The sequence below is a fragment of the Pseudarthrobacter sp. 902506025 genome (assembly GCF_040702325.1).
GTDB lineage: Bacteria > Actinomycetota > Actinomycetes > Actinomycetales > Micrococcaceae > Arthrobacter.
Map to the genome: position 1 here is coordinate 81,698 of NZ_JBFBKW010000012.1, position 21,038 is coordinate 102,735.

General features: G+C 67.4%; 22 protein-coding genes and 2 riboswitches. Of the genes, 8 read left to right on the forward strand and 14 right to left on the reverse strand.

Going from position 1 to position 21,038, the window contains the following annotated elements; translation table 11 throughout:
* Positions 1–82: 82 nt before the first annotated feature.
* The 9 genes from fdhD to AB0280_RS18745 all read right to left on the reverse strand — a co-directional run bounded on the left by fdhD (position 83) and on the right by AB0280_RS18745 (position 8,139).
* Positions 83–961, reverse strand: a complete 879-nt coding sequence (gene fdhD, locus AB0280_RS18705) for a formate dehydrogenase accessory sulfurtransferase FdhD (RefSeq protein WP_307492094.1) — start codon at positions 959–961, stop codon at positions 83–85.
* A 79-nt stretch (positions 962–1,040) separates the two neighbouring features.
* On the reverse strand, positions 1,041–2,453 hold the full coding sequence (locus tag AB0280_RS18710) for a molybdopterin molybdotransferase MoeA (RefSeq protein ID WP_307492092.1): 1,413 nt from the start codon (positions 2,451–2,453) through the stop codon (positions 1,041–1,043).
* Entirely contained in the window at positions 2,450–2,743 is a 294-nt protein-coding gene (locus AB0280_RS18715) for a DUF6457 domain-containing protein (RefSeq protein WP_275181861.1), read from the reverse strand. Before AB0280_RS18715 ends, AB0280_RS18710 begins: the two co-directional genes overlap by 4 nt.
* Positions 2,740–3,456: a molybdenum cofactor guanylyltransferase gene (mobA, locus tag AB0280_RS18720; protein ID WP_307492089.1), complete on the reverse strand. Its 717-nt coding sequence runs from the start codon at positions 3,454–3,456 to the stop codon at positions 2,740–2,742. The genes AB0280_RS18715 and mobA overlap by 4 nt, the downstream gene beginning before the upstream one ends.
* Before the next feature lie 46 nt (positions 3,457–3,502).
* Positions 3,503–4,003 carry an HNH endonuclease gene (locus AB0280_RS18725; protein WP_056331149.1) on the reverse strand — a complete coding sequence of 167 codons (501 nt, stop codon included), beginning with the start codon at positions 4,001–4,003 and terminating at the stop codon, positions 3,503–3,505.
* 265 nt (positions 4,004–4,268) lie between these two features.
* Positions 4,269–5,033, reverse strand: a complete 765-nt coding sequence (locus tag AB0280_RS18730; protein ID WP_224025063.1) for an NlpC/P60 family protein — start codon at positions 5,031–5,033, stop codon at positions 4,269–4,271.
* A 164-nt stretch (positions 5,034–5,197) separates the two neighbouring features.
* Positions 5,198–5,878, reverse strand: a complete 681-nt coding sequence (locus tag AB0280_RS18735) for a C40 family peptidase (RefSeq protein WP_307492242.1) — start codon at positions 5,876–5,878, stop codon at positions 5,198–5,200.
* Between the two features lie 70 nt (positions 5,879–5,948).
* A riboswitch (cyclic di-AMP (ydaO/yuaA leader) is annotated at positions 5,949–6,128 on the reverse strand.
* Positions 6,129–6,256: 128 nt separating this feature from the next.
* Positions 6,257–7,078 (reverse strand): M23 family metallopeptidase, encoded by an 822-nt coding sequence (locus AB0280_RS18740; protein WP_224027277.1) that lies wholly within the window; start codon positions 7,076–7,078, stop codon positions 6,257–6,259.
* Positions 7,079–7,088: 10 nt separating this feature from the next.
* Positions 7,089–7,300, reverse strand: a riboswitch (cyclic di-AMP (ydaO/yuaA leader).
* Between the two features lie 137 nt (positions 7,301–7,437).
* The gene (locus tag AB0280_RS18745; RefSeq protein WP_159632851.1) at positions 7,438–8,139 is read right to left on the reverse strand and encodes a metal-dependent transcriptional regulator; all 702 of its coding nucleotides are present in this window, start codon (positions 8,137–8,139) and stop codon (positions 7,438–7,440) included.
* A 296-nt stretch (positions 8,140–8,435) separates the two neighbouring features.
* Between AB0280_RS18745 and serC the strand changes: the two genes are divergently transcribed.
* Positions 8,436–9,566, forward strand: a complete 1,131-nt coding sequence (gene serC, locus AB0280_RS18750; protein WP_366368297.1) for a phosphoserine transaminase — start codon at positions 8,436–8,438, stop codon at positions 9,564–9,566.
* 114 nt (positions 9,567–9,680) lie between these two features.
* Here serC and AB0280_RS18755 read toward each other — a convergent pair whose 3' ends face one another.
* Positions 9,681–10,226 (reverse strand): DUF3027 domain-containing protein, encoded by a 546-nt coding sequence (locus AB0280_RS18755; RefSeq protein WP_366368298.1) that lies wholly within the window; start codon positions 10,224–10,226, stop codon positions 9,681–9,683.
* A 6-nt stretch (positions 10,227–10,232) separates the two neighbouring features.
* Positions 10,233–10,616, reverse strand: a complete 384-nt coding sequence (locus AB0280_RS18760) for a cold-shock protein (protein WP_018762148.1) — start codon at positions 10,614–10,616, stop codon at positions 10,233–10,235.
* 224 nt (positions 10,617–10,840) lie between these two features.
* On the opposite strand from AB0280_RS18760, the gene AB0280_RS18765 reads away from it, so the two are divergent.
* From AB0280_RS18765 to AB0280_RS18775, 3 genes are read left to right on the forward strand one after another with little or no spacing between them, the layout of a single operon-like run.
* Positions 10,841–11,074, forward strand: a complete 234-nt coding sequence (locus AB0280_RS18765; protein ID WP_275181864.1) for a hypothetical protein — start codon at positions 10,841–10,843, stop codon at positions 11,072–11,074.
* Between the two features lie 10 nt (positions 11,075–11,084).
* Positions 11,085–13,562: a helicase-associated domain-containing protein gene (locus tag AB0280_RS18770; RefSeq protein ID WP_275181865.1), complete on the forward strand. Its 2,478-nt coding sequence runs from the start codon at positions 11,085–11,087 to the stop codon at positions 13,560–13,562.
* 13 nt (positions 13,563–13,575) lie between these two features.
* Entirely contained in the window at positions 13,576–15,222 is a 1,647-nt protein-coding gene (locus AB0280_RS18775; RefSeq protein WP_366368300.1) for a DNA repair helicase XPB, read from the forward strand.
* Positions 15,223–15,240: 18 nt separating this feature from the next.
* Here the strand turns inward: AB0280_RS18775 and AB0280_RS18780 are convergent, their stop codons facing one another.
* Both AB0280_RS18780 and AB0280_RS18785 read right to left on the reverse strand, forming a co-directional pair.
* Positions 15,241–16,110: an FHA domain-containing protein gene (locus AB0280_RS18780; RefSeq protein WP_275181866.1), complete on the reverse strand. Its 870-nt coding sequence runs from the start codon at positions 16,108–16,110 to the stop codon at positions 15,241–15,243.
* A gap of 5 nt (positions 16,111–16,115) precedes the next feature.
* Positions 16,116–16,373 carry a hypothetical protein gene (locus tag AB0280_RS18785; protein ID WP_159632858.1) on the reverse strand — a complete coding sequence of 86 codons (258 nt, stop codon included), beginning with the start codon at positions 16,371–16,373 and terminating at the stop codon, positions 16,116–16,118.
* Between the two features lie 245 nt (positions 16,374–16,618).
* On the opposite strand from AB0280_RS18785, the gene AB0280_RS18790 reads away from it, so the two are divergent.
* The 4 genes from AB0280_RS18790 to AB0280_RS18805 all read left to right on the forward strand — a co-directional run bounded on the left by AB0280_RS18790 (position 16,619) and on the right by AB0280_RS18805 (position 19,808).
* On the forward strand, positions 16,619–17,119 hold the full coding sequence (locus AB0280_RS18790) for a DUF427 domain-containing protein (protein WP_159632859.1): 501 nt from the start codon (positions 16,619–16,621) through the stop codon (positions 17,117–17,119).
* Between the two features lie 73 nt (positions 17,120–17,192).
* On the forward strand, positions 17,193–17,903 hold the full coding sequence (locus tag AB0280_RS18795; protein ID WP_056331118.1) for a response regulator transcription factor: 711 nt from the start codon (positions 17,193–17,195) through the stop codon (positions 17,901–17,903).
* 2 nt (positions 17,904–17,905) lie between these two features.
* A complete protein-coding gene (locus AB0280_RS18800; protein ID WP_366368303.1) occupies positions 17,906–19,414 on the forward strand; it encodes a sensor histidine kinase in 1,509 nt (502 codons plus the stop codon).
* A gap of 106 nt (positions 19,415–19,520) precedes the next feature.
* Entirely contained in the window at positions 19,521–19,808 is a 288-nt protein-coding gene (locus tag AB0280_RS18805; RefSeq protein ID WP_159632861.1) for a WXG100 family type VII secretion target, read from the forward strand.
* Between the two features lie 9 nt (positions 19,809–19,817).
* On the opposite strand, the gene AB0280_RS18810 is transcribed toward AB0280_RS18805, so the two are convergent.
* Positions 19,818–20,894 carry a ribonuclease HI family protein gene (locus AB0280_RS18810; protein ID WP_366368305.1) on the reverse strand — a complete coding sequence of 359 codons (1,077 nt, stop codon included), beginning with the start codon at positions 20,892–20,894 and terminating at the stop codon, positions 19,818–19,820.
* Positions 20,895–21,038 lie beyond the last annotated feature (144 nt).

Below are 21,038 nucleotides of genomic sequence, written 5' to 3' on the forward strand. Positions count from 1 at the left end.
TCGATGGACAAATCTACCCGCTGACAGCACTGCAACCAACCCCCTGCGCCCAGGCAGCGGGCCGGCCCGGGCGTTGGCGCCGCTACGTCCTTGGGACGGCGGGTTCGGGCCTCAGGATCCGGGAGTCCCCGGCATAGATGTTGAAACTGGTGCCGCGGCTGAATCCCGCCACGGTCAAACCGTTCGCTTCTGCCAGTTCCACGGCGAGGCTGGACGGGGCACTGACGGCGGCCAGGACGGGAATTCCGGCGAGCGAGGCTTTCTGCACCAGCTCGAAGGATGCCCGGCCGGACACTTGGAGGACCGTCCCGGTCAACGGCAGGAGCCCTTCGCGCAGCGCCCAGCCCACCACTTTGTCCACCGCATTGTGCCGCCCCACGTCTTCGCGCAGGCACAGGAGCCGTGGCGCGCCGTCGTCGTCGATCCTGAACAGGCCCGCCGCGTGAACGCCACCGGTGTCATCAAAGACGCGCTGGGACTCCCGCAGCATGTCCGGCAGGGAGGCCAGGACCTTGGCGTCCACCGTCAGCGGGTCCGCCTGCGGGCTGTGGTGCGAGGACTTCTGCACGGCTTCGATGGAGTCCGTCCCGCAAATGCCGCAGGAGCTGGACGTATAGACCCTGCGGCCGGTGTCGGGGAGTGGAACGTCCGGCCGCAACTGGGCCTCCACCACGTTGAATGTCTGGACGCCGTTTTCGTCCTCGCCGGCGCAGAACCGCAGCGACACCAGCTGTTCAGGGGTCCAGATAACACCTTCGGACACCAGGAATCCGGCCACCAGGTCAAAATCGTCGCCGGGCGTGCGCATGGTGACCGAGTAGGACAGCCCGCCCAGCCGGATTTCCAGCGGTTCTTCCACGGCGAGGACATCCTCGCGGTGGCGGACCGGGTACTCCAGGGCACCCGGAGAACCATCCAGGAGATATTTGTGCACCTTGCGGCGCTGGGTTACTCGTCCCATGTTCCACCCTGCCTGTTCATTACTCCATCATGGCACCAACAGAGCCTGCCCCGGCCCACGGGACCAACCCAGGACCGGCTTAGCCCAGGAGGGCGCTCCAGTCCACGGGTCCACTGGGTGCCGGCTTGGCCTTGGGCTGGCCGGTCCGGGCAGTGCTCCGCGGTTTGGCTTTGGCCTCCCCGTCACCGCGGCGCGGAATGGGCGGCCCCCAGGGCAGCGCGAAGGCCGGCACCAGTTCGCCCAGCTGCACTCCGTGCGGCGGCACCACCAGGACCCCATCGGCAGCGGCCAGCCCGCGCATCATGCCCGGTCCCGTATGCTGCGCCGGAGACGCCATGCCGTACAGCAGCCGGAACGGCATCAGCCTGGTGCGTCCGGGGTCCGGCTCAACCATCGTCCCGCAGGGCACTTCCTCCACGGGCGGCATGGGGCGGTGCCCCAACGCGGCCAGCAGCGGAGCACCCACGGTGGAGAGGGCCATCATGGCCGCCAGCGGGTTGCCAGGAAGCCCCAGGACGAAGCGGCCGTCCGGAAGTTCGGCGAGAACCGCGGGGTGTCCCGGACGCATTGCCACGCCGTCGATGATGAGCCGTCCGCCGAGCTCCGCCACAGCCCGCCGCAGGTGGTCCGTTCCGGAGCGCCCGGTACCCCCGGTGGTGATAACGACGTCGGCGGGCAGGTCCGGCGCGCCGGGCACCTCCGGCAGCACGTCCTCAAGCGCCGCCAGCCATTCGTCGTACGAATCGCCGATCCGCTGCTGTCCGCCGGTGATGCCGCCCAGCATGGCAACGACGTCGGGCAACTGGGGGCCGAACGTGTCGCGCACCTGGCCCGGGGCCGGCGTGCCCTGTTCCACCACCTCTGACCCCGTAAGCACCAGACGGACCACCGGCTTCCCCTGGACCTGGACTTCGTCGTAACCGGCCAGGGCGGCCAGCGCCAGGTGTGCCGGGTTGAGCTCCACCCCTGCCTTGACCAGGGTGTCCCCTTCCAATGCTTCCTCCCCGGCCTTGCGGATGTGCTCTCCGGCGCGGGGCTCACCCGGGCGCGCCGTGCCGCCGGTCATCAGGATGGGGAGCCCTTCATCGTCCGTGCTGAGGACAGCATTTTCGGTGCGAAGAACTGCCTTGGCGCCGGGCGGGATGAGGCCTCCCGTGGCGATGGGACTGGCCTGGTGCGGTGCCAGCCGCGTTCCGGGCTCCACGGGGATCCACGGGCCGCTGCCGTTGACCGCCCAGCCGTCCATGGCTGAGGACGCGTAGTGGGGCATGTCCTGAAGGGCCACGATGTCCCGGTCAAGCCGTCGGCCCAGGGCTATCCGGAGCGCCACCGGCCCGGGGGGTATGGGGGTTGCTGCATCGAACGCAGCTTGCCGGGCTTCTTGCCAGGTGTGGGCCGCATGATGGTGGGCATCATGCGGCTGTTCAGTTTTGTGCGCCTCTGCATCACTGCCCGGTGGCGCCTCCGGATCGCTGTGGGGTTCTACTGTCATTCGCCGGGAGTCCCGGCGGCTTCAGCGTCGTAGTCTTCGGCCAGGGAACGGGCAACGGCCAGCGCCGCGTCCATCGATGCTGCGTCCATTTCCCTGCCGGGAGCAGCCGCCAGTCCCGCGGCGAAGCCTGCGATGAAGGTGGTCAGCGGCGCGGCCGGTCTGACAACCGCATGGGCAGCGACGCCGGCCAGCGCCAGCACGGCGTTGACATCCACCTGGACATCTTCAAGCTTGTAGGCCTGGAGAAGCGCCCTGCACCACTCTTCCAGCGTCTCGTCCTGGCTTTTCACGACTTGCCTCCCACGTTAGCTCCGCCCATGAACCGGTCCTGGCCCGCGCGCTGGTTCCCGGCGGAAATCCCCAGCGCGGCAGCATCGTCCCAGGTATCCACATCGGATGTGGACCCGGCGGGTACCGTGACAAGCTGCACGTCCAGACTAGCAAGGAGCGCCCGCACGGATCCGTTGACCAGGGCGTTGCGGGCTGCCAGGTCCGCGCAGGCTTTTGTTAACCCAGCCATGCTGTAAAAACCTGCCAGGGGCTGGGCCCTGCCATCCCCGGAACAAGCCATCACGCCGCCCCCACCGTCCGCCACATCGGTGCGCGTCAGGGCATCCTTCAGCACAGCCACCGCCTGGAAGGCCAGCGGCATGTCGCACGCCAGCACCAGGCAGTAGGGCGCCCCTTCGCCTCCCTTGGCCAGCGCGGCCAGGCCTGCGGCTATTGCGGCAGCAGGCCCGGCGAACCGCGGCTCCTCGCGGCACATCAGCAGGGTGGACGGCCGGGTTGACGGGGCCGCCAGACCCGCGGCCCCGGACTCTCCCGGCAGGGATCCCGCATCACCGACCACCACGGTGCGGCGGGCCCCGGCTGCCGCGGCCACGGCACGCTCGAGGAGGGTCTGGCCCTGGAAGACCAGGGACTGCTTGGGTACCCCGCCCAGCCGGGATGACCGTCCCCCGGCGAGGATCAGGGCGTCGAAAACCAACATGCTCTTTTGCACTCCCCCAGCCTAGCGATCAGCTGGGCTGCCGGGCAGCGCGAGGGCGTCAGGCGGCGCGCTCCGGGAGCAGGAACGGATCCCACGCCGGCGTCGGCTTCTCCAGTTCCTTGATCTGCCAGATCGTTCCGTGCGGCGGCTCGGGCACGAACCGAAGGGTCCAGCCCATTTCCGCGGGAGTGTGGTCGCCCTTGACGTTGTTGCACCGCAGGCAGGCGGCCACAAGGTTCTCCCATGAATCGGCACCGCCCCGGGACTTCGGGTGAACGTGGTCGATTGTGTGCGCCGCCTTGCCGCAGTAGGCACATTTATGTCCGTCGCGCCGGAGCACACCCCTGCGGCTGACTGCCGTCGAGTGGTTGTACCGGGGCCGGATGTAGCGGTTGAGGAGGATCACGGACGGGCGGCCCAGGACGTCGGTGGGCCCTACCACCGGGTCATCCCCTTCGGCCACCACGCTTGCCTTGCCCGTGAGCACAAGCACCAGCGCCCGGCGGAAAGTGATAACCGCCAGCGGTTCATATCCAGCATTCAGAACGAGAGTGCGCATGCACTTACCTCTTCACGGCCGCACCCGTCAGGGGCACGAGGGCCGGCTGCCCCCGGCATGTCCGGGCTATGGATCGACATCACAAGAGTAAACAAAGAAATGCAGAATCAGGTAATCGCCGCCCCGGAGCCTAATCGGGTCCGAAGACGGGAAAGGCAAGGGCTCCACTTGAGAAGCCCGCTAAAGCGCAAGGGACCCCCGCCTGGTGGCGGGGGTCCCTTGCCCAATTCGCGGCCTGCGCTGGATCAGGCCGCCACTGGAATGCTTAGTTGACGCGGATGAAGACGGGGCCGGAACCCACGTTCGCGCTGAAGACCACGGTCTGGTTTCCGTTGTAGCCACCGTGGACGGCCATGCCGTTGCCGGCGTACACAGCGATGTGGGCCATGCCCGAGCCGCCGTTGGCGTAGTAGATAAGGTCGCCCGGCTGCGCTTCGGCTGCACTCACGGTGCGGCCCAGGGACAGGTAACCGGCCGGCCAGTCGTGGAAGTGGATGCCCACGGCGGCCAGGGAGTTGGTCACCAGCATGGTGCAGTCCTGCATGACACCGAGCTGCGCGTAGGCTGCGGACAGGATGGCAGCACCCTTGCCGCTGGCCGAAGCCTGGGCTGCAGGGGCGGCCGGAGCGGCAGCCGTGGCAACCTTGGCTGTGACCTTGGGAGCAGCCGGCTGGGCGGCAGGTGCAGCTTCCTGTACCTGAACCTCGGGCTCAGGCTCGGCGACGGGAGCCGGCGTGGTGGTAACGGCAGGCTTCTCGTAGCTGATGGCAATGGTGGAAGCCGCGGAGATCGGGGCGTCGACGACGGATTCAACTTCCATCTGGGATGCGGGAGCGGAATCGCGCTTGACGTTGGTGTCGGCGGCGTTGGCCGCAATGCCGCTGGTCAGGACCAGGCCGGAAGCAGCAGCGATGACAGCAGCCTGGCGGCCCATGCCACCGGCGTTGTCGCTGACAGCTTTGGCAATGACAGAGATCGAGTTGGTTTTGGTGACCTCGGCGCGGTGCCGTGCGGTAGCACGAGTCGTCATCAGTTCTCTCTTTCGTTTTTCCTTCGAACCGCGTGTAGGCAGGCAAAGGGAAGCTGGATGCGCCGGCATCTTGGGGGTACGCCGGCGCATCCCGAACGGGGATGTGGTTTCTAGCGAAAAAGCTTTGGGCAAAGAAATAGCCCTTGGAGCGTGAAGCCCAAGAACTATTTGTTGAGGTGGTAGTACGACGAGGTACCGGTGGCTGCAGGCGAGTGGAGCAGCGTGCCCTGGGAAGGGTTGAGTGCGCTGACCATCATGCCGTTGCCGACGTAGATGCCCACGTGCGCGCCGCCGTTCTGGACCACAAGGTCGCCCGGCTGCGGGGTGGAGGTGGGGGTCATGATGTTCCACGCGTTGGTGCGGGGGATGCTGATGCCGGCCTGGGCGTAGACCCACTGGACGAACCCGGAGCAGTCCCAGCCGGTGACGGGGCTGGTGCCGCCCCAGACGTAGGAGTGGCCGATGCCGGTGTAGGCGATTGCTGCAATACCGGAGGTTGCGGCGGAGACAGTCTCGGCAGCCTTGGCGGCAGGGGCCGCGTCCTGGCCTGCGGTGGCAGCGGCGTCGCGCACGGCCGGGGCGATGGACTGGGGACGCACCGCTTCCACCTTCGGAGCTGCGGTGGTCTTGACGGCGGGACGCTCGAAGGAAACCGTAGCCGTGGGGGCGGCGGTGACGGCGAGGGCCGTCTGGGCCGAACCGGACTCGGTGGATGCGGAGACACCAGCGGTGGTGTCAGCTGCGGTGGCGGGCAGGCCCATGCTCAGGATAAGGCCCGATGCGGCTGCCACAACGGCAGCCTGGCGGCCTACGGTCCCGGCATTTGCACTGACGGCCTTGGACACGGCGTCCAGGGGGTTGGTGCGAACTGTTTGCGCACGGTGGCGCGCAGAATGATGGCGTGAAGACACGAAGGTAGCCTCTCCCAATGCCTGCGAGGTGAGCTGTCGGATTCGGATGGGAGTCACCCGGCCACTCTGCTTCCTGGGAAGCTCATGACTTAACCCCAAGGCCTTCAGGAAATGAAGGCCAAAATTGGTTCCCCCGCCCCTGCCAGACGATGAAATGCGAACGGACCTTGAGCGGTGGCAGAGTTAGGCAATCCACTCAAGAGCGTCAACTTCGGAAAAGTTGACGCGAGTTAGACGGTACAGCAGTTTTGTTTCAATGTCACATTCAGGTCACGGCAGGTCGCTGCGATCTGAGAGTGCACACTCATTCGGTTACAGCCAGCCCATGGGATCGACCACTTCGCCGTTGACCTGGACCTCAAAGTGCAGGTGGCAGCCGGTGGATGCGCCCGTGGTGCCGCTGAGCGCCACGACCTCGCCGCGGGAGACGGTCTGTCCCACCTTGACGTTGAACGACGACAGGTGGTTGTAGGTGGTCTCCAGCCCATTGCCGTGATCGATGACCACCCGGTTCCCACCGCCGTACTGGTGCCAGCCTGCGAAGGTCACGGTGCCGGTCGCGGCCGCCAGGACGGACGTTCCGCACTGCGCCACGAAGTCCTGGCCGCGGTGGAAGTCTCCGGAGCCGCCGGTGATGGGGCTCACCCGGTAGCCAAAGGGCGACGCGGTGGTGAGGGATGCCAGCGGTGCGGCCAGGGTGCCGGCCGAGGCTGCCCGGGTGACGGAGCCGGCGGACTGGGCGCTCAGGAGCTGCTTCAGCTTCCCGTCGGGGTCGGCCTGGGTCACCACTGCCGAACGGCTGAAGTCGATCTGGGCGCCAATATCAGCGGAAATCTGGGGCTGCGGACTGACGGCGGAGGCTGCCAATGGCGCGTTGCCGGCGGCATCGGTGGCCATGACGGGGCTGGTGGCGGGCACCGTGACCGTCAGCACCAGACCGGTGGCGGCCAGGGCGATTCCGGCTTTCTGGCCAATGCCGCTGGCGGCGGCAAACTCCGTCACCTGCCGGAACGGACCCCGGCGGCGGCGCGCGTCACGATGCAGATCGCGGGGGCGCTCCGCTGCGACATCTTCGACAACCCGGGGTGCCGAAGGGGGGCCTGCCGCGCGGCGGCGGCCCCGGGAGGTCTGCATGGTCAAGAAGGGTTCCTCTCTGGAAAAGCCTGCGGAGTTAGCTGTCGGATTCGGGTCAGAGAGATCAAAGACCCGGCCCGTCATGGGCAAGCTTCTGCACAGGGGTATTCCCGGAAGAATCCTTCACTGGAGAGGCTTGCTGCTGACGGACTTCACCCCAAGGCAGTCCCCCGCCGCCAATTGTGGTTCCCCCGCCTCTGCCAGTAACGACTCATGCACCCGATCCGCTGGCAGAGCTCGGCTCCGGATCGGGTAACGCTTAAGTATCAACGATTGGTTCCACTATAGGGCCTTAAGACCCTAGGTAACAATTCCGTTATCTTTGCGTGGAAGCGCTTCGCCGGGGTATGAGGCGCGGCTCAGGGCTGGGTGACGGCGACAAAAACATGCGCGGCAACCTCGGGCGGCAGCTCCAGTGCCCCTTCGATTCCGGACACCCGCACGGAGATGTAATCTCCCACGCGTTCCAGCGCAACGGCGGCGCCGGGCCGGATCCCGCCTTCGTCCAGCTGCGCCAGCAGTTCGGGCTCCACCTGGATGGGTTCGGCCAGCCGGCTGATGGTCACGGCAGAGGCGGGGCCGTAGCCCTTCATGGCCTCCACCAGGCTGATGACCGCGTCGGCGGAGCCGGTGGCCGGCTGTCCGCCCAGGGCGGCGAGGCCGGGGATCGGGTTGCCGTAGGGCGATTCGGTGGGGTGGTCCAGCATCTCGTAGATGCGCCGCTCAACGCGCTCGCTCATGACGTGTTCCCAGCGGCAGGCTTCGTCGTGCACGTAGGCCCAGTCCAAACCGATGACGTCAGCCAGCAGGCGTTCGGCCAGCCGGTGCTTGCGCATGACCTCGGTGGCCCGCTTGCGGCCCGTGTCCGTGAGTTCCAGGTGCCTGTCGCCGGAGACGACGACGAGTCCGTCGCGTTCCATCCTGCCGATGGTCTGGGACACCGTGGGGCCGGAGTGGCGCAGACGCTCGGCGATACGGGCCCGAAGGGCAACGATGTTTTCTTCCTCAAGCTCCAGGATGGTCCTGAGGTACATCTCCGTAGTGTCGATCAGATCCGTCATCCAGCTCAGCTCCTCGAGCGCAGTACCTTGCGTTGTCCCACCGTACCGCTCTGTTCCCGCGAGGTAGTCCGGGGGCTAGCTTAGCCTATTTTGACTTTGTCCGAATAGCTGCCCCCTGCGCAGCCACCCCTGGACGGGACCGTCTCATTGTCTGGACTTTGCCCGCACCGGCTCCCGCACCCACTGCCCTTCAGGCAGAATGGAACAGGCCTGCCACGCAGCCACCGCGCGCTGCCGGCCACCCCTTACCCGCCCGTCCGGACCAAAGTTTTCGTCCCCGCCGAATTGGAGCACCTGTGAGCGACACCAGCATCACGATCCCCGCCGACCTCCTGCCCAAGGACGGGCGGTTCGGCGCCGGCCCGTCAAAGGTCCGCCAGGAACAGATGGATGCCCTGGCAGCAGCGTCCAAGACCATCCTCGGCACCTCGCACCGGCAGGCGCCGGTCAAGAACCTGGTCGGATCCGTCCGCGACGGCCTGAGCCAGTTCTTCCGTGCCCCGGAGGGGTATGAGGTGGTCCTCGGCGTTGGCGGCTCCACGGCGTTCTGGGACATCGCAAGCTTTGGCCTGGTGGAGAAGAAGGCCCAGCACCTCTCCTTCGGTGAATTCGGGTCAAAGTTCGCCGCAGCCACCAACAAGGCGCCCTTCCTGGAGTCCTCCTCGATCATCAAATCCGAGCCCGGCACCCGTCCGGCGGCGCAGGCCGAGGCCGGCGTGGACGTCTATGCCTGGCCGCAGAATGAGACCTCCACCGGTGTGGCGGCGCCGGTCACGCGCGTCTCCGGGGCCGACGAGGGATCGCTGGTGCTGGTGGACGCCACCTCGGCGGCCGGCGGCCTGGACGTGGACGTTGCCCAGAGCGACGTCTACTACTTCGCCCCGCAAAAGAACTTCGCCTCCGACGGCGGCCTCTGGCTTGGCCTGTTCTCCCCCGCCGCCATCGAGCGTGCCGCGCGGATCAAGGCCAGCGGCCGGTGGATCCCGGATTTCCTGGACCTCCAGACCGCCATCGACAACTCCCGCCTGAACCAGACGTACAACACTCCCTCGCTGTCCACGCTGGTCACCCTGGACGCCCAGGTCCAGTGGCTGAACTCCAACGGCGGCCTGGACTTTGCCGCCGCGCGCACCGCTGACTCCGCAGGGCGCATCTACAGCTGGGCCGAGGCCGCCGACTTTGCCACCCCGTTCGTGGCCAACCCGGAGGAACGCTCCAACGTCATCGCCACCATCGACTTCGACGAATCAATTGATGCGGCAGCTGTTGCCAAGGTCCTGCGCGCCAACGGCATCGTGGACACTGAGCCCTACCGGAAGCTGGGCCGCAACCAGCTGCGCATCGCCACCTTCGTGGCCATCGAGCCGGACGATGTCTCGGCCCTGCTGTCCAGCATCGACTACGTGGTGGGCGAGCTGCGGAAGTAGGCACGGCCTGCACGTACGCATAACGTACGACGGCGCCGCCCGGGTTCTTCCCGGACGGCGCCGTTTTTCGTTGTCCCCGGCCTGGGGGTGGCCGGTTTCCCGGCGGAGGTGCGGTCAGGCTCCTGCCTGGGTGCCGGCGTCGGCCGTCGAACCCCGGGCCTCTTCCGCTGATTCCTGGCCGTCCCCTGCGGGGGCGTCCTCGTCAGGGTTGTCCTTTTCAGGGGCATTCGCTTCAGGGGCGTCTGCTTCGGACTCCTGCTGCTGGTCCTCAGGGCGGACGCGTTCGGCCCAGGGCACCCACTCGGGGGCGAGGATCGAATCCTCGGACGGCAGCAGGCCCAGCTCATTGACCGTTACCACCTTGGAGCGCGAGTTGCGGGTCAGCACCGCGTACCACTGCCACCCTGCGTAGCCGGGCAGCCTCGACTCGAACAGGTGCGTGACCAGCCGGTCGCCCTCGCTCTTGGCCGCCAGGTGCGGGCCAATGGTGGCCGCCGGCGTGATGCCCTCCAACGCGGTCCGGGCAGTGTCCACCGCCGCGGCCAGGAAAGCGTCCGGCTTGCCTGTGCGCCACACGGGCACCCCGGCCTTGCGCTTGGCCGGAGTCTTGGCGGCCTGCTCCTGCACTGGGGTGCCCAGCTGTTCAGAATCGGGAGTCATGGGCGCCTAAACGTCCAGCTCGTCGGCGACCTTGCGCAGGGCGGCAGCAATGGCCTTGCCCTTGTTGCCGTCCGGGTACTTGCCCTTGGACAGGGTCCCGGACAGGTTGTCCAGGACGGTCACGAGGTCCTGCACCAGCGGGGCGAGGTCCTTGGCGCTGGGACGCTTGGCCTTGGCAATGGATGGCGTCTTGTCCAGCACCCGCAGGCCCAGTGCCTGGGCGCCCTTGCGCCCGTCAGCTACTCCGAACTCCACCCGGGTGCCGGCCTTCAGCTCCGTGACGCCCTCGGGCAACGATGACTTGGGCAGGAAAACCTCCTGGCCGTCTTCGCCCGCGAGGAACCCAAAGCCCTTGTCCTTGTCATACCACTTGACCTTGCCGGTAGGCACGTAATCAACCTTCTTCGTTCTGCTGTCATGAGACACGGCCGGCTGCCACCGCATCCGCATTGTTGTGCGGGTTCAGGGTATGGCAAACGGAAACCGTGTTGGTCTGTATGCTTCAAGGTTATCCTGCCGCATGGCCTATTGATGCTTTGGGCAGCACTGTTCCGCCGCAGGCGCAAGGCCCCGGCTTTTACCCGCACCGCTGTGGGCGCGGTAGCGTTGCGTCCATGACTCCCTCGCGTTACCGGCGGCCGTTGATGGTCCTCGCAGCAGTTGTTGCCGTGATGTCCCTGATAGCCGTGGCGGCTGTCATGGCGCTTGCCTTCGCCGGCTCGGTAGCTCCTGCCTGGATCACCTACACCGCGCTTTACGGCCTGCCGGTGGCCTTCATCCTGATGCTCCTGCTGGTCCTGGACGGTGTTGCCGCCCGGCGGCGGGCGGGAAGGGCGCAGCAGCGGTAACGTTGGACTGATGTCCCTCATTCGCGCGCTTGGCAAGGACCTGGAGGCACGCAGCGACGATTCGTTGCGGGCCCTGTTCGCCGCGCGGCCGGACCTCATATCCCCATCCGTGCCGGACTTTGCCGCACTGGCGGCACGCGCCAGTTCCCGCGTCAGCGTCCAGCGCGCCCTGGAGCGGCTCGACCGGCCGCACATGCAGGTCCTGGAAACCCTCCATCTGTGCACCAACACCGACACCGGACACAGCGCCTCCGCTGAAGGAGTGCACAGACTGATCCACGGCTCCGCCCTGGCTACCGTCACTCAAATCCTGGGCACCCTGCAGGAGCTGGCCCTGGTGCACCCTGCCCCTCCCCCGCACGGCACCCCTTCCCCGGCCGCCGACCAGCCGTTCTACCTCCCGGTGGGCTCCCTCAAGGACGTGGTGGGGATCTATCCGGCCGGCCTGGGCCGCAGCTATACCGAGCTGGTCCGCCTGCAGCCGGCCTTCGCCCAGCGCGCCGTGCAGCTGGTCTCGGAGCTGCACCACAGCGGGTTCGCAATCCAGGAAGCCACCACGCCCATGGAGGCGGCCCTGGCCCTTCAGCACTGGACCTCCTCCCCGGAGGCACTGCGGGACATCCTCGCCGGCGCCCCGGAACGGACGACGGCGCTGCTCGCCAGGTTCCGGAACTGGGCCATGGGTGCCGTCCCCCAGGCGCAGCGGAAAGCGTCGGTCACCACGGAGGGCGCCGACGTCGGGCCCGTTGACTGGCTCCTTGCCCGCGGGCTGCTGGTTCCACTGGACGCCGCCCACGTAGAACTGCCCCACAGCGTGGGGCTGGCCCTGCGCGGTGGCGCGATCATCAACGATTTCACCCTGGCGCCACCGGTCCCCGAGCTGGGCCGGACCACGGCGGCGCTGCGCAGGAATGCGGCCCTGAGCTCCATCTCGGAAACCCTGCGGCTGGTCTCGGAACTGCTGTATGCCGTCAGGGAACACCCGCTGGCCACGCTGCGCAGTGGAGGTGTGGGCGTCCGCGAGATACGCCGCCTGGCCGAGCACCTGCGGATTGACCAGGGTGCGGTAGGTCTGCTGCTGGAACTGTGCGGCCTGGCCGGGCTGATCCGGCTCGACGTCGACTCCTCATCGTGGGTGCAGCCGCCGCAGCTGGAATGGCTGGTCCTTCCCCGGCAGGAACAATGGCTGTGGCTGGTGAACGCGTGGCTGGCCAGCGAGCGCGTGCCGTCCATGGTGGGCCAGCCGGTGAATTCGGCGCCGAGCGCGGCGGCCGGCCGGTCGGCGTCGGGAACCACCATCGCCGCACTGTCCGCCGGGGCGCAGCGGCCCGACGCCCCCGTCGTCCGCAAACGGATCCTGGAGATCCTGCACGAGCTCACCCAGCAGGCGGCCGCGTCCGACGGCGACGCTCCCGTCCTTGACGCCGCCGCTGTCCTGCAGCGTGCGGAGTGGTCGCAGCCTCGGATGGCCCGGCGGTTCAGCTCACTCATCCGCGGGGTCCTGGCCGAAGCGGAGATGCTGGGCCTGGTGGGTTCGGGTGCCCTGAGCCAACTCGGCAGCGCCGTCGCCGAGGACGAGCCTGATGCCGCCCTTGCCATCCTGGGCGAGCACCTGCCTGCGGCCCTGAACCATGTGCTGCTGCAGGCGGACCTGACCGCTGTGGCCCCCGGCTACCTGGCACCGTCGCTGACCGAAAAGCTCCTGGTCATGGCCGACGCCGAGGGGCAGGGCCCGGCCACCATCTACCGCTTCTCCGAAGAGTCCATAAAACGGGCACTCGACCACGGCTACGACGCCGCGGCCCTGCTGGCGTTTCTTCGCGAACACTCAGCCACCGCCGTGCCGCAGCCGCTGGAGTACCTGGTGGAAGACACAGCGTCCCGGCACGGCCGGCTCCGCGTGGGCCAGGCCGCCAGCTTCATCCAAAGCGACGACGAAGCAGCCCTGCGCGAGCTGCTGGCAGGTCCGAAAGCCGCCCAGCTGGGCCTGGCCGGCCTGTCGCCCACGGTTGTGACCTCATCGGCGCCGCCGCGCGAACTGGCCGCCGCACTCCGGAGCCTGGGACTGTCCCCGTCCGTGGACGGGGCCGAACCCGCGGCCCACCTGCGCCGGCCTTCCACGCCGCAGGAAAGCTCCCGCCCCGTCTACACCGCCCCGCGGATGGCGCCCCCGGCGGAGGAGGTTGAAGCCCAGCTGGGCGTCCTGCGGCAGGCGGGCGCCGGCGTCGGACACCACCCCGGCGCCGTTGCCGGCAGCGAGGCAGCCACCCAGCTGGGGCTTGAGGCCCTGCAAAGGGCCATCCGGCTGAAGCAGCGGATCCACATGAACGTGGTGGACAGCCTGGGGAATGCCAGCCTGGAGGTCGTTGTTCCGCTATCTGTCAGCGGGGGCAGGGTCCGTGTCTTCGATCCCGCCAAGGACACAGAACGGGTCCTGTCCGTGCACCGCATCATCGATATCGAGGCCGCAGAGGAACTGCGCCAGTGAAGGATCTCCCCGCGTGACCGACGGACCCCTGATCGTCCAAAGCGACAAAACCATCCTCCTTGAGGTGGACCACGAGCTGGCCACCGAAGCGCGGCACGCCATCGCGCCTTTCGCCGAGCTGGAGCGGGCACCCGAGCATATGCACAGCTACCGGCTGACCCCGCTGGGCCTGTGGAACGCACGGGCCGCCGGGCTGGACGCCGAAAAGGTGCTGGACGCCCTGCTGAAGTACTCCCGCTTCCCCGTGCCGCACGCCCTGTTGATTGACGTCGCGGAAACCATGTCCCGGTACGGCAGGCTGCGGCTGGAAAAAGACCCCCGCCACGGGCTGGTCATGCGGACGGACGACTACCCCGTCCTGGAGGAAGTGATCCGGGCCAAGAAGATCGCGCCGCTGCTGGGGCCCAGGATCGACGGCGAGACGGTGGTGGTGCACGCCTCCCAGCGCGGCCAGCTCAAGCAGCTGCTGCTGAAGATCGGCTGGCCGGCGGAGGACCTGGCAGGCTACGTGGACGGCACCCCGCACCTTATCTCCCTCAACGAGGACGGCTGGGAACTGCGGCCATACCAGCGCCTGGCCAGTGAAAACTTCTGGGCGGGCGGCAGCGGCGTGGTGGTCCTGCCCTGCGGTGCCGGCAAGACCCTGGTGGGAGCGGCGGCCATGGCCACTGGGTCCACCACCACGCTGATCCTGGTCACCAACACGGTGGCTGCCCGGCAGTGGAAGGACGAACTGATCAGGCGCACCTCCCTCACGGAGGATGAGGTGGGTGAATACTCCGGCGCCCTCAAGGAGGTCAGGCCGGTGACCATCGCCACCTACCAGGTGCTCACCACCAGGCGCGGCGGCATCTACCCCCATCTGGAACTGGTGGACGGCCACGACTGGGGCCTGATCATTTATGACGAAGTCCACCTCCTCCCGGCACCGATCTTCCGGATGACCGCCGACCTGCAGGCCCGCCGCCGGCTTGGGCTCACCGCCACCCTGGTCCGGGAGGACGGGCGCGAGGGCGAGGTCTTCAGCCTGATCGGGCCCAAGCGCTATGACGCCCCATGGAAGGACATCGAGTCCCAGGGCTATATCGCGCCCGCGGATTGCGTGGAGGTCCGCGTGGACCTGCCAGGTGATGAACGCGTTGCCTATGCCATGGCCGATGATGCGGACAAGTACCGGCTCTGCGCTACCTCGGAGTCCAAGACCCAGGTAGTGGAGCAGCTGGCGGCACGGCACGCCGGGGAGCAGCTGCTGGTGATCGGCCAGTACATCGACCAGCTGGATGACCTTGGCGCACGCCTGAAGGCACCCGTGATCAAGGGCGATACCCCGGTCAAGGTACGGCAGAAGCTTTTTGACGCATTCCGTTCCGGGGAACTGCAGACCCTGGTGGTGTCCAAGGTGGCCAACTTCTCGATCGACCTGCCCGAAGCCTCGGTGGCCATCCAGGTGTCCGGCTCCTTCGGGTCACGGCAGGAGGAAGCGCAACGGCTGGGCCGGCTGCTGCGGCCCAAGAAGGACGGCCGCGCCGCCCGCTTCTACTCCCTGGTGGCACGGGACACCCTGGACCAGGATTTCGCCGCCAAGCGCCAACGGTTCCTTGCCGAGCAGGGCTATGCCTACCGGATCATGGACGCCAAGGACGTGCAGGCCGCGGAATAGCCCGCGGCCTGCACGTCCTCAGCTGATGCCCTCGGAGCTGTCACGCTCCATGGTTCCCGTCCGTGGGTCCAGCTGGGGGCGTTCGTAGGCCAGTTCGCCGCCGCTCCGGCCGCCATAGGGGCGGCCGTGGTCGGCGAATTCCTCCCGGAAGAAGGCAAGGCACCACTGCCCCATTTGGATCCTTGCCCCGGTCCGCAGTACGGAAGGCCCTGTCCTGGAAACACTTCCGCTGACCGGCCCGTAAGGTACCAGGACGTACTCATCCTGCTCGTCGTGCCTGATTTCGGCGTGGAGTGCATCCAGGCCCTCCAGCTGGACATCCGACCCGGGGCTGCCGCCTATGGTCGTGACCTCCCCGGAGAGGGCCACCTCCCGCGGGATCTGGCCGGTCCAGGTGGCGGCATCCTGAACAAAGATCAGCCGCGGCCGGCCGCCACCCCTGGCGTAGTGGGTGGTGGTGATGCGCCGGATGATGTTCCGCTGGACTGTGGGGACCAACGGCAAGGGCGTGGCTGGGGGCAGCAGTGGCATACCCCTGGGCCTCCGCCTTCCCTGCCTGACCAGCGGCAGCAGGGAGCCGAGCTTGCCCAGTTTGATATGGGGCGAGCGCGTCACCAGCCGCTGTGACGCCGGGCTGTCCACGTTGCCCAGGCTGAGGATGGTTCCGTCAGGTCCGGCAACGGTGACGCTGATCCCCTTGCGGGCCAGCAGCTCCGCCAGCGGTTTAATCTCTTCAAGCGATGGCAGGCCGCCGCCGGTCAGCGGGGCGAGGCCTTCCAGTGACAAGGTCACCTCCGTACCGGCGGCCTTGGCACGGCCGTTGGTGACAGCACCCGACCCGTCCGTGTACGAAAAGTCCAGATCGATGTCCAGACGGTTCTCCGCCATGTCCGTCAACCGCGGTTCGAGTCCGCTCCGGCGGCGTCCCGGTCACTGGTGGTGACGCGCAGGCTTCCGTTGAGCTTCCAGGTGGCACGCGGTGCGTCGGGGCCGATGTCACGCGGAACCTCAACGGTCATGTCGATGAACTGGTAGTTGATCGCGGCACCTTTGCCGGTGAGATAGGACCACATCTCCTCGGCAAGGTCCGCCCAGTCCCGGATGCTGCGTTCATTGGCAGCTGGTTTGTCAGTCGCACTCAGGTCAGTCATGATGGTCAATCCCCTTCGATGGGCCAGGAGCTATCGGAAAACTACCGGTGGTGGGGTGGAGCCACGGGGGTGCGGAAAAACGGCTGCCGGTGCTCCGTTGGAACGCTGGTGCCGGGCTTGGCCGCCCGGCAAGCATCACTGTATTCCCGCAGCAGGGGCGGGGGAAGACGCGGGACGCGGAACGTTTCTTGCCGCGAATTGGGTTCCCGGGTGCGGAACGCCGCGTCCGGACGCACACTGGAAGCATGACTACAAGAATCGTCCCTGCCACGCCCGGACCCGGGCAGGAGTCGGTCTGGGACTATCCCCGGCCGCCGCGGATCGAGCCCAGCACTGAACGGATCCGCATCGTCCTGGGCGGTGAGCTGATCCTCGATACCACCGATTCGCTGCGCGTCCTCGAAACCAGCCACCCACCGGTGTACTACATCCTCAAGTCAGCATTCGCCGCCGGTTCCCTGGAGCCCGCCTCGGGCAGCAGCTTCTGCGAGTTCAAGGGTTCCGCGAAGTACCTGACCGTGCGTGGCGGCGGCAAGGAAGCGGACAGCGCCGCCTGGTCCTATCCCGAGCCGGCCTCCGGCTTCGAGGCACTCGCTGACCGGGTGGCGGTCTACCCCGGCCGGATGGATTACTGCGAAGTGGATGGCGAACGGGTGACGGCCCAGCCCGGCCGCTTCTACGGTGGCTGGATCACCAGCCGGGTGGTGGGCCCGTTCAAAGGCGAGCCGGGGACCATGGACTGGTGACCGCAAGCCCACCATCACCATGCTCACAACGAATATCCAGACAACTCCCAGAGACTGGGAGCATGATGGGAGCATGAACAAGAACGGTCCAGAAGCCCGGCTGCTCGTCGTTGATGATGAACCCAACATCCGCGAGCTCCTCTCCACGTCGCTCCGGTTCGCCGGCTTTGAAGTGGTTTCCGCCGCGAACGGCCGCGACGCCCTCGCCGCGGCCGATACCCACGCCCCCGACCTGGCCGTGCTGGACGTCATGCTCCCTGACATGGACGGCTTCACCGTGACCCGGCGGCTTCGTGCCTCCGGCAAGCACTTCCCCGTTCTCTTCCTGACCGCCAAGGACGACACGGAGGACAAGGTAACGGGCCTGACCGTGGGCGGCGACGACTACGTCACCAAGCCCTTCAGCCTCGACGAAGTGGTGGCCAGGATCCGTGCCGTGCTCCGCCGCACGCAGCCCCTGCTCGACGACGACGCGGTCATCCGCGTGGACGACCTCGAACTCGACGACGACGCCCATGAGGTGCGCCGTGGCGGCACCGTCATTGAACTCTCCCCCACCGAGTTCAAGCTCCTGCGCTACCTCATGCTCAACCCCAACCGGGTCCTGTCCAAGTCGCAGATCCTTGACCACGTCTGGGAGTACAACTTCAACGGGGACGCGTCCATCGTGGAGTCCTACATCTCCTACCTGCGGCGGAAAGTGGACATCGACCCCGAGGCGCCGGCCCTGATCCAGACCAAGCGCGGCGTGGGCTACGTCCTGCGGACGGCCGAAAAGCGCTGACCTTGCTGAAGCGGTGGAAGTCGGCCTCACTCAGGTCGCAGCTGGTGGCCATGATCATGGCCCTGCTGATTGTGGCCCTGACAGTGACCGGTGCGGTGACTCTGACACTGCTGCACAGCTACCTTCAGGGCCAGGTGGATGACAAACTGAACGCCGCCGTCGACTCCGCCCGGAAACAACGCTCCTTCACCCAGCTGCAGGCTCCCAGCTCCATACCCACCGACTACTCGCTGATGCTCTTCGCGCCGGGCGAGCAGCCGTACACGTTCGGCGGTGATCCCGACGACCACCCGGACATCAGCTCCATGACGGTGGAACAGGCGCAGGCCCGCGACCTGGCCCCCTTCCAGGTCCGCGGGACGGACGGGGAGAACTGGCGCGTGGTGGCCGTGACGGTCCAGAACGGCCAAACCACTGCCGTGGTGGTGATTGGGCTGCCGCTGGAGAGCGTGGACGACGTCCTCAAGCATGCCACCCTGGTGGTCACCGGGGTGGGCCTGCTGACGCTGCTGCTGGCCTCGCTCATTGCGAGCTGGACCGTGTCGCGTTCCTTCCGGCCTCTTGCCAGGGTGGAAAAAACGGCCGCCGCCATTGCCGCCGGCGACCTCTCCCGCCGCGTGGAAGTGGAGAACCCCACTACCGAGCTGGGCCGGCTCAGCAGTTCGCTGAATGCCATGCTGGCGCATATTGAAACCGCCTTCGCAGCGCGGACCGCCTCCGAAGCCAGGATGCGCCGCTTTGCCGCCGACGCCTCCCACGAGCTGCGTACCCCGCTGGTGACCATCCGCGGGTTCTCCGAGTTGTACCGCCACGGCGCCCTGGGCACGGACGAGGACGTGGCCACAGCCATGGGACGGATAGAAAGCGAAGCCAAGCGCATGGGGTCGATGGTTGAGGACCTGCTCCTGCTGGCCCGCCTCGATGAGCAGCGGCCCCTGCAGCAGAAGCCGGTGGACCTGCAGCTGATCGCGCACGATGCCGTGGTGGACACGCAGGCGAGCGACCGTTCCAGGGTGATTTCACTGACCGGGCTCGACGGCGGACCGGCGGCACCTGCCCCGGTGCTCGGGGATGAGGCCAAGCTGCGCCAGGTGGTGGGAAACCTTGTGGGCAACGCCTTGCGCTACACCCCGGAGGGCAGTCCTATCGAACTCGCCGTTGGGGTGCGCAGTGCCGACGGCGGGGAGCGCTCCGTCATCGAAGTGCGGGACCACGGACCGGGCATTTCCGAAGAGGAGGCGGCCAAGGTCTTCGAACGCTTCTACCGTGCGGACACCTCCCGCACCAGGGACACGGGTGGCAGCGGCCTGGGGCTAGCCATCGTGGCGGCAATCGTGGGATCCCACGGCGGCTCGGTGCGGGTGGAGAAGACCGACGGCGGCGGCGCCACCCTGGTGGTCAGCCTGCCGCGGCGTGAAGACCCACCCCGGGATGGCGGCGCAGACGGCCAGGAACCAGCCGGAAGCACCGCCGGCGCCAGGGGCAGCGACGGATCGGTTATCCACATATAGCCGGCCGGCAATGGCTCCGGCCCGCCGCCGCTCCATAGGCTCGTCCCAGCAGCCCGGAACCGCCGGGCGCGGGGCCACTCCCCCGCCCTATCTGAGAGGCACAGCCATGAGCATCATTTCCGTCGACACAGAATTACTTCAGCTGAAGTCCGCCAACGTGCAGGCCACGGTGGACCGGATCAGCGCCGACGTGCAAACCATGAAACGCGGACTGGATGAACTCCAGGGTTCATGGCGGGGCTCCGCCGCCACCAACTTCCAGGCACTCGTCACCGAATGGACCATCACCCAGGGCCGGGTGGAGGCTTCACTGGCATCCATCAACACCGCCTTGGCCTCTGCCGCCGCCACCTATGCCCAGGCGGAGCAGGGGAACGCGCAGCGGTTCAGCTGACACCTGGGCTCAGGCCTCCGGAGTCCCCTGGTGGAACCGCAACCGCCAGCGGTCCCCATCGAGGACCCACAGCGAACTGCGGAGCGTAGTGCCGGATCGCGTAAAGCTTCGGTACGTCAGCAGGACCGCACTGGTGCCGATGCGCTCCGCACCCAGGATTTCAATGTCGGTCCGTTCCCCCGGGTCCTCTTCCAGGGCCATCATCATGGCGTCCCGGGTCCAGACCCTTCCGGAACTCCCGATTTCCATGAAGTCCGGGTGAAGGAGGACGGCGGTCCGCCCGATATCCCCCCGCACCAAGGGACCCAGCAGCTCACGTTCGAGCTCTTCCACCAGCGCCTCGGGCGGGACTGAGCCGGCCTGCTGGGTTGCCTCGGCCACTTCGAGGGCTTCGTTGTCCAGTTCGCTGAACAGGTCAAGTTCCTCGAAGGCCGGGACGGGCGCCGGAGTGGCCCGCGGCCTCCCCGAAGCATCAGCGCCACGGACTGCCTGAACGTCGCCAGGCGCCGCTGCAGGACGGGCCGGTGCGGCGGGCGGGATGTCCAGCGTGGCGGGCGGAAGGCCCGCGCCGGAGGCAGGCTGCGGGGCCGCGGCGCGCCCGGAGGTGCCCGGGTGCTGGCCGCCGGGGAAGCCTGGACCCGACCTTGCTGCCACTCCCTGCTGGTAGGCGGTTGCCGCAGCCCTGGCGCGCTCGTCGGCTGCCTCATTGAGGTCGTGGCCGGCGTGCCCCTTGACCCATTCGAAGGTGTAGGTCCTGCCGGCCAGTTCGCGGTCAAGTTCCTTCAGCAGTTCCACGTTCAGGACAGGCTTTCCATCGGCCTTGCGCCAGCCTTTGCGCTTCCATCCCGGCATCCATTTGGTAATGGAGTTGATCACGTACTGGCTGTCGCAAAGGATGCGCAGGTCTTCCCCGGGCAGGTGCGCTGTAGCGCGCAGGAGGTCAAGGACAGCCATCAGCTCCCCCTGGTTGTTGGTCCCGTGGGGCCATCCGCCGGCGCGCCAGCAATCGTCATTCACATACCAGGCCCATCCGGCCGGGCCGGGGTTTCCCAAGGCCGAACCATCAGCCGCTGCAGTAATCGTCACCGGTCCATCCTGCCAGAAGCGGCCGACAGCGGCCCGGCGAAGATGTGGGAAAACGTTTACCGAAAATTCTTGACGGGGGTGCCGGATGCGCGAAACAATCACAGCATCACATGAGAAAGCGGTTTCTCTCATCCTTGGACTACG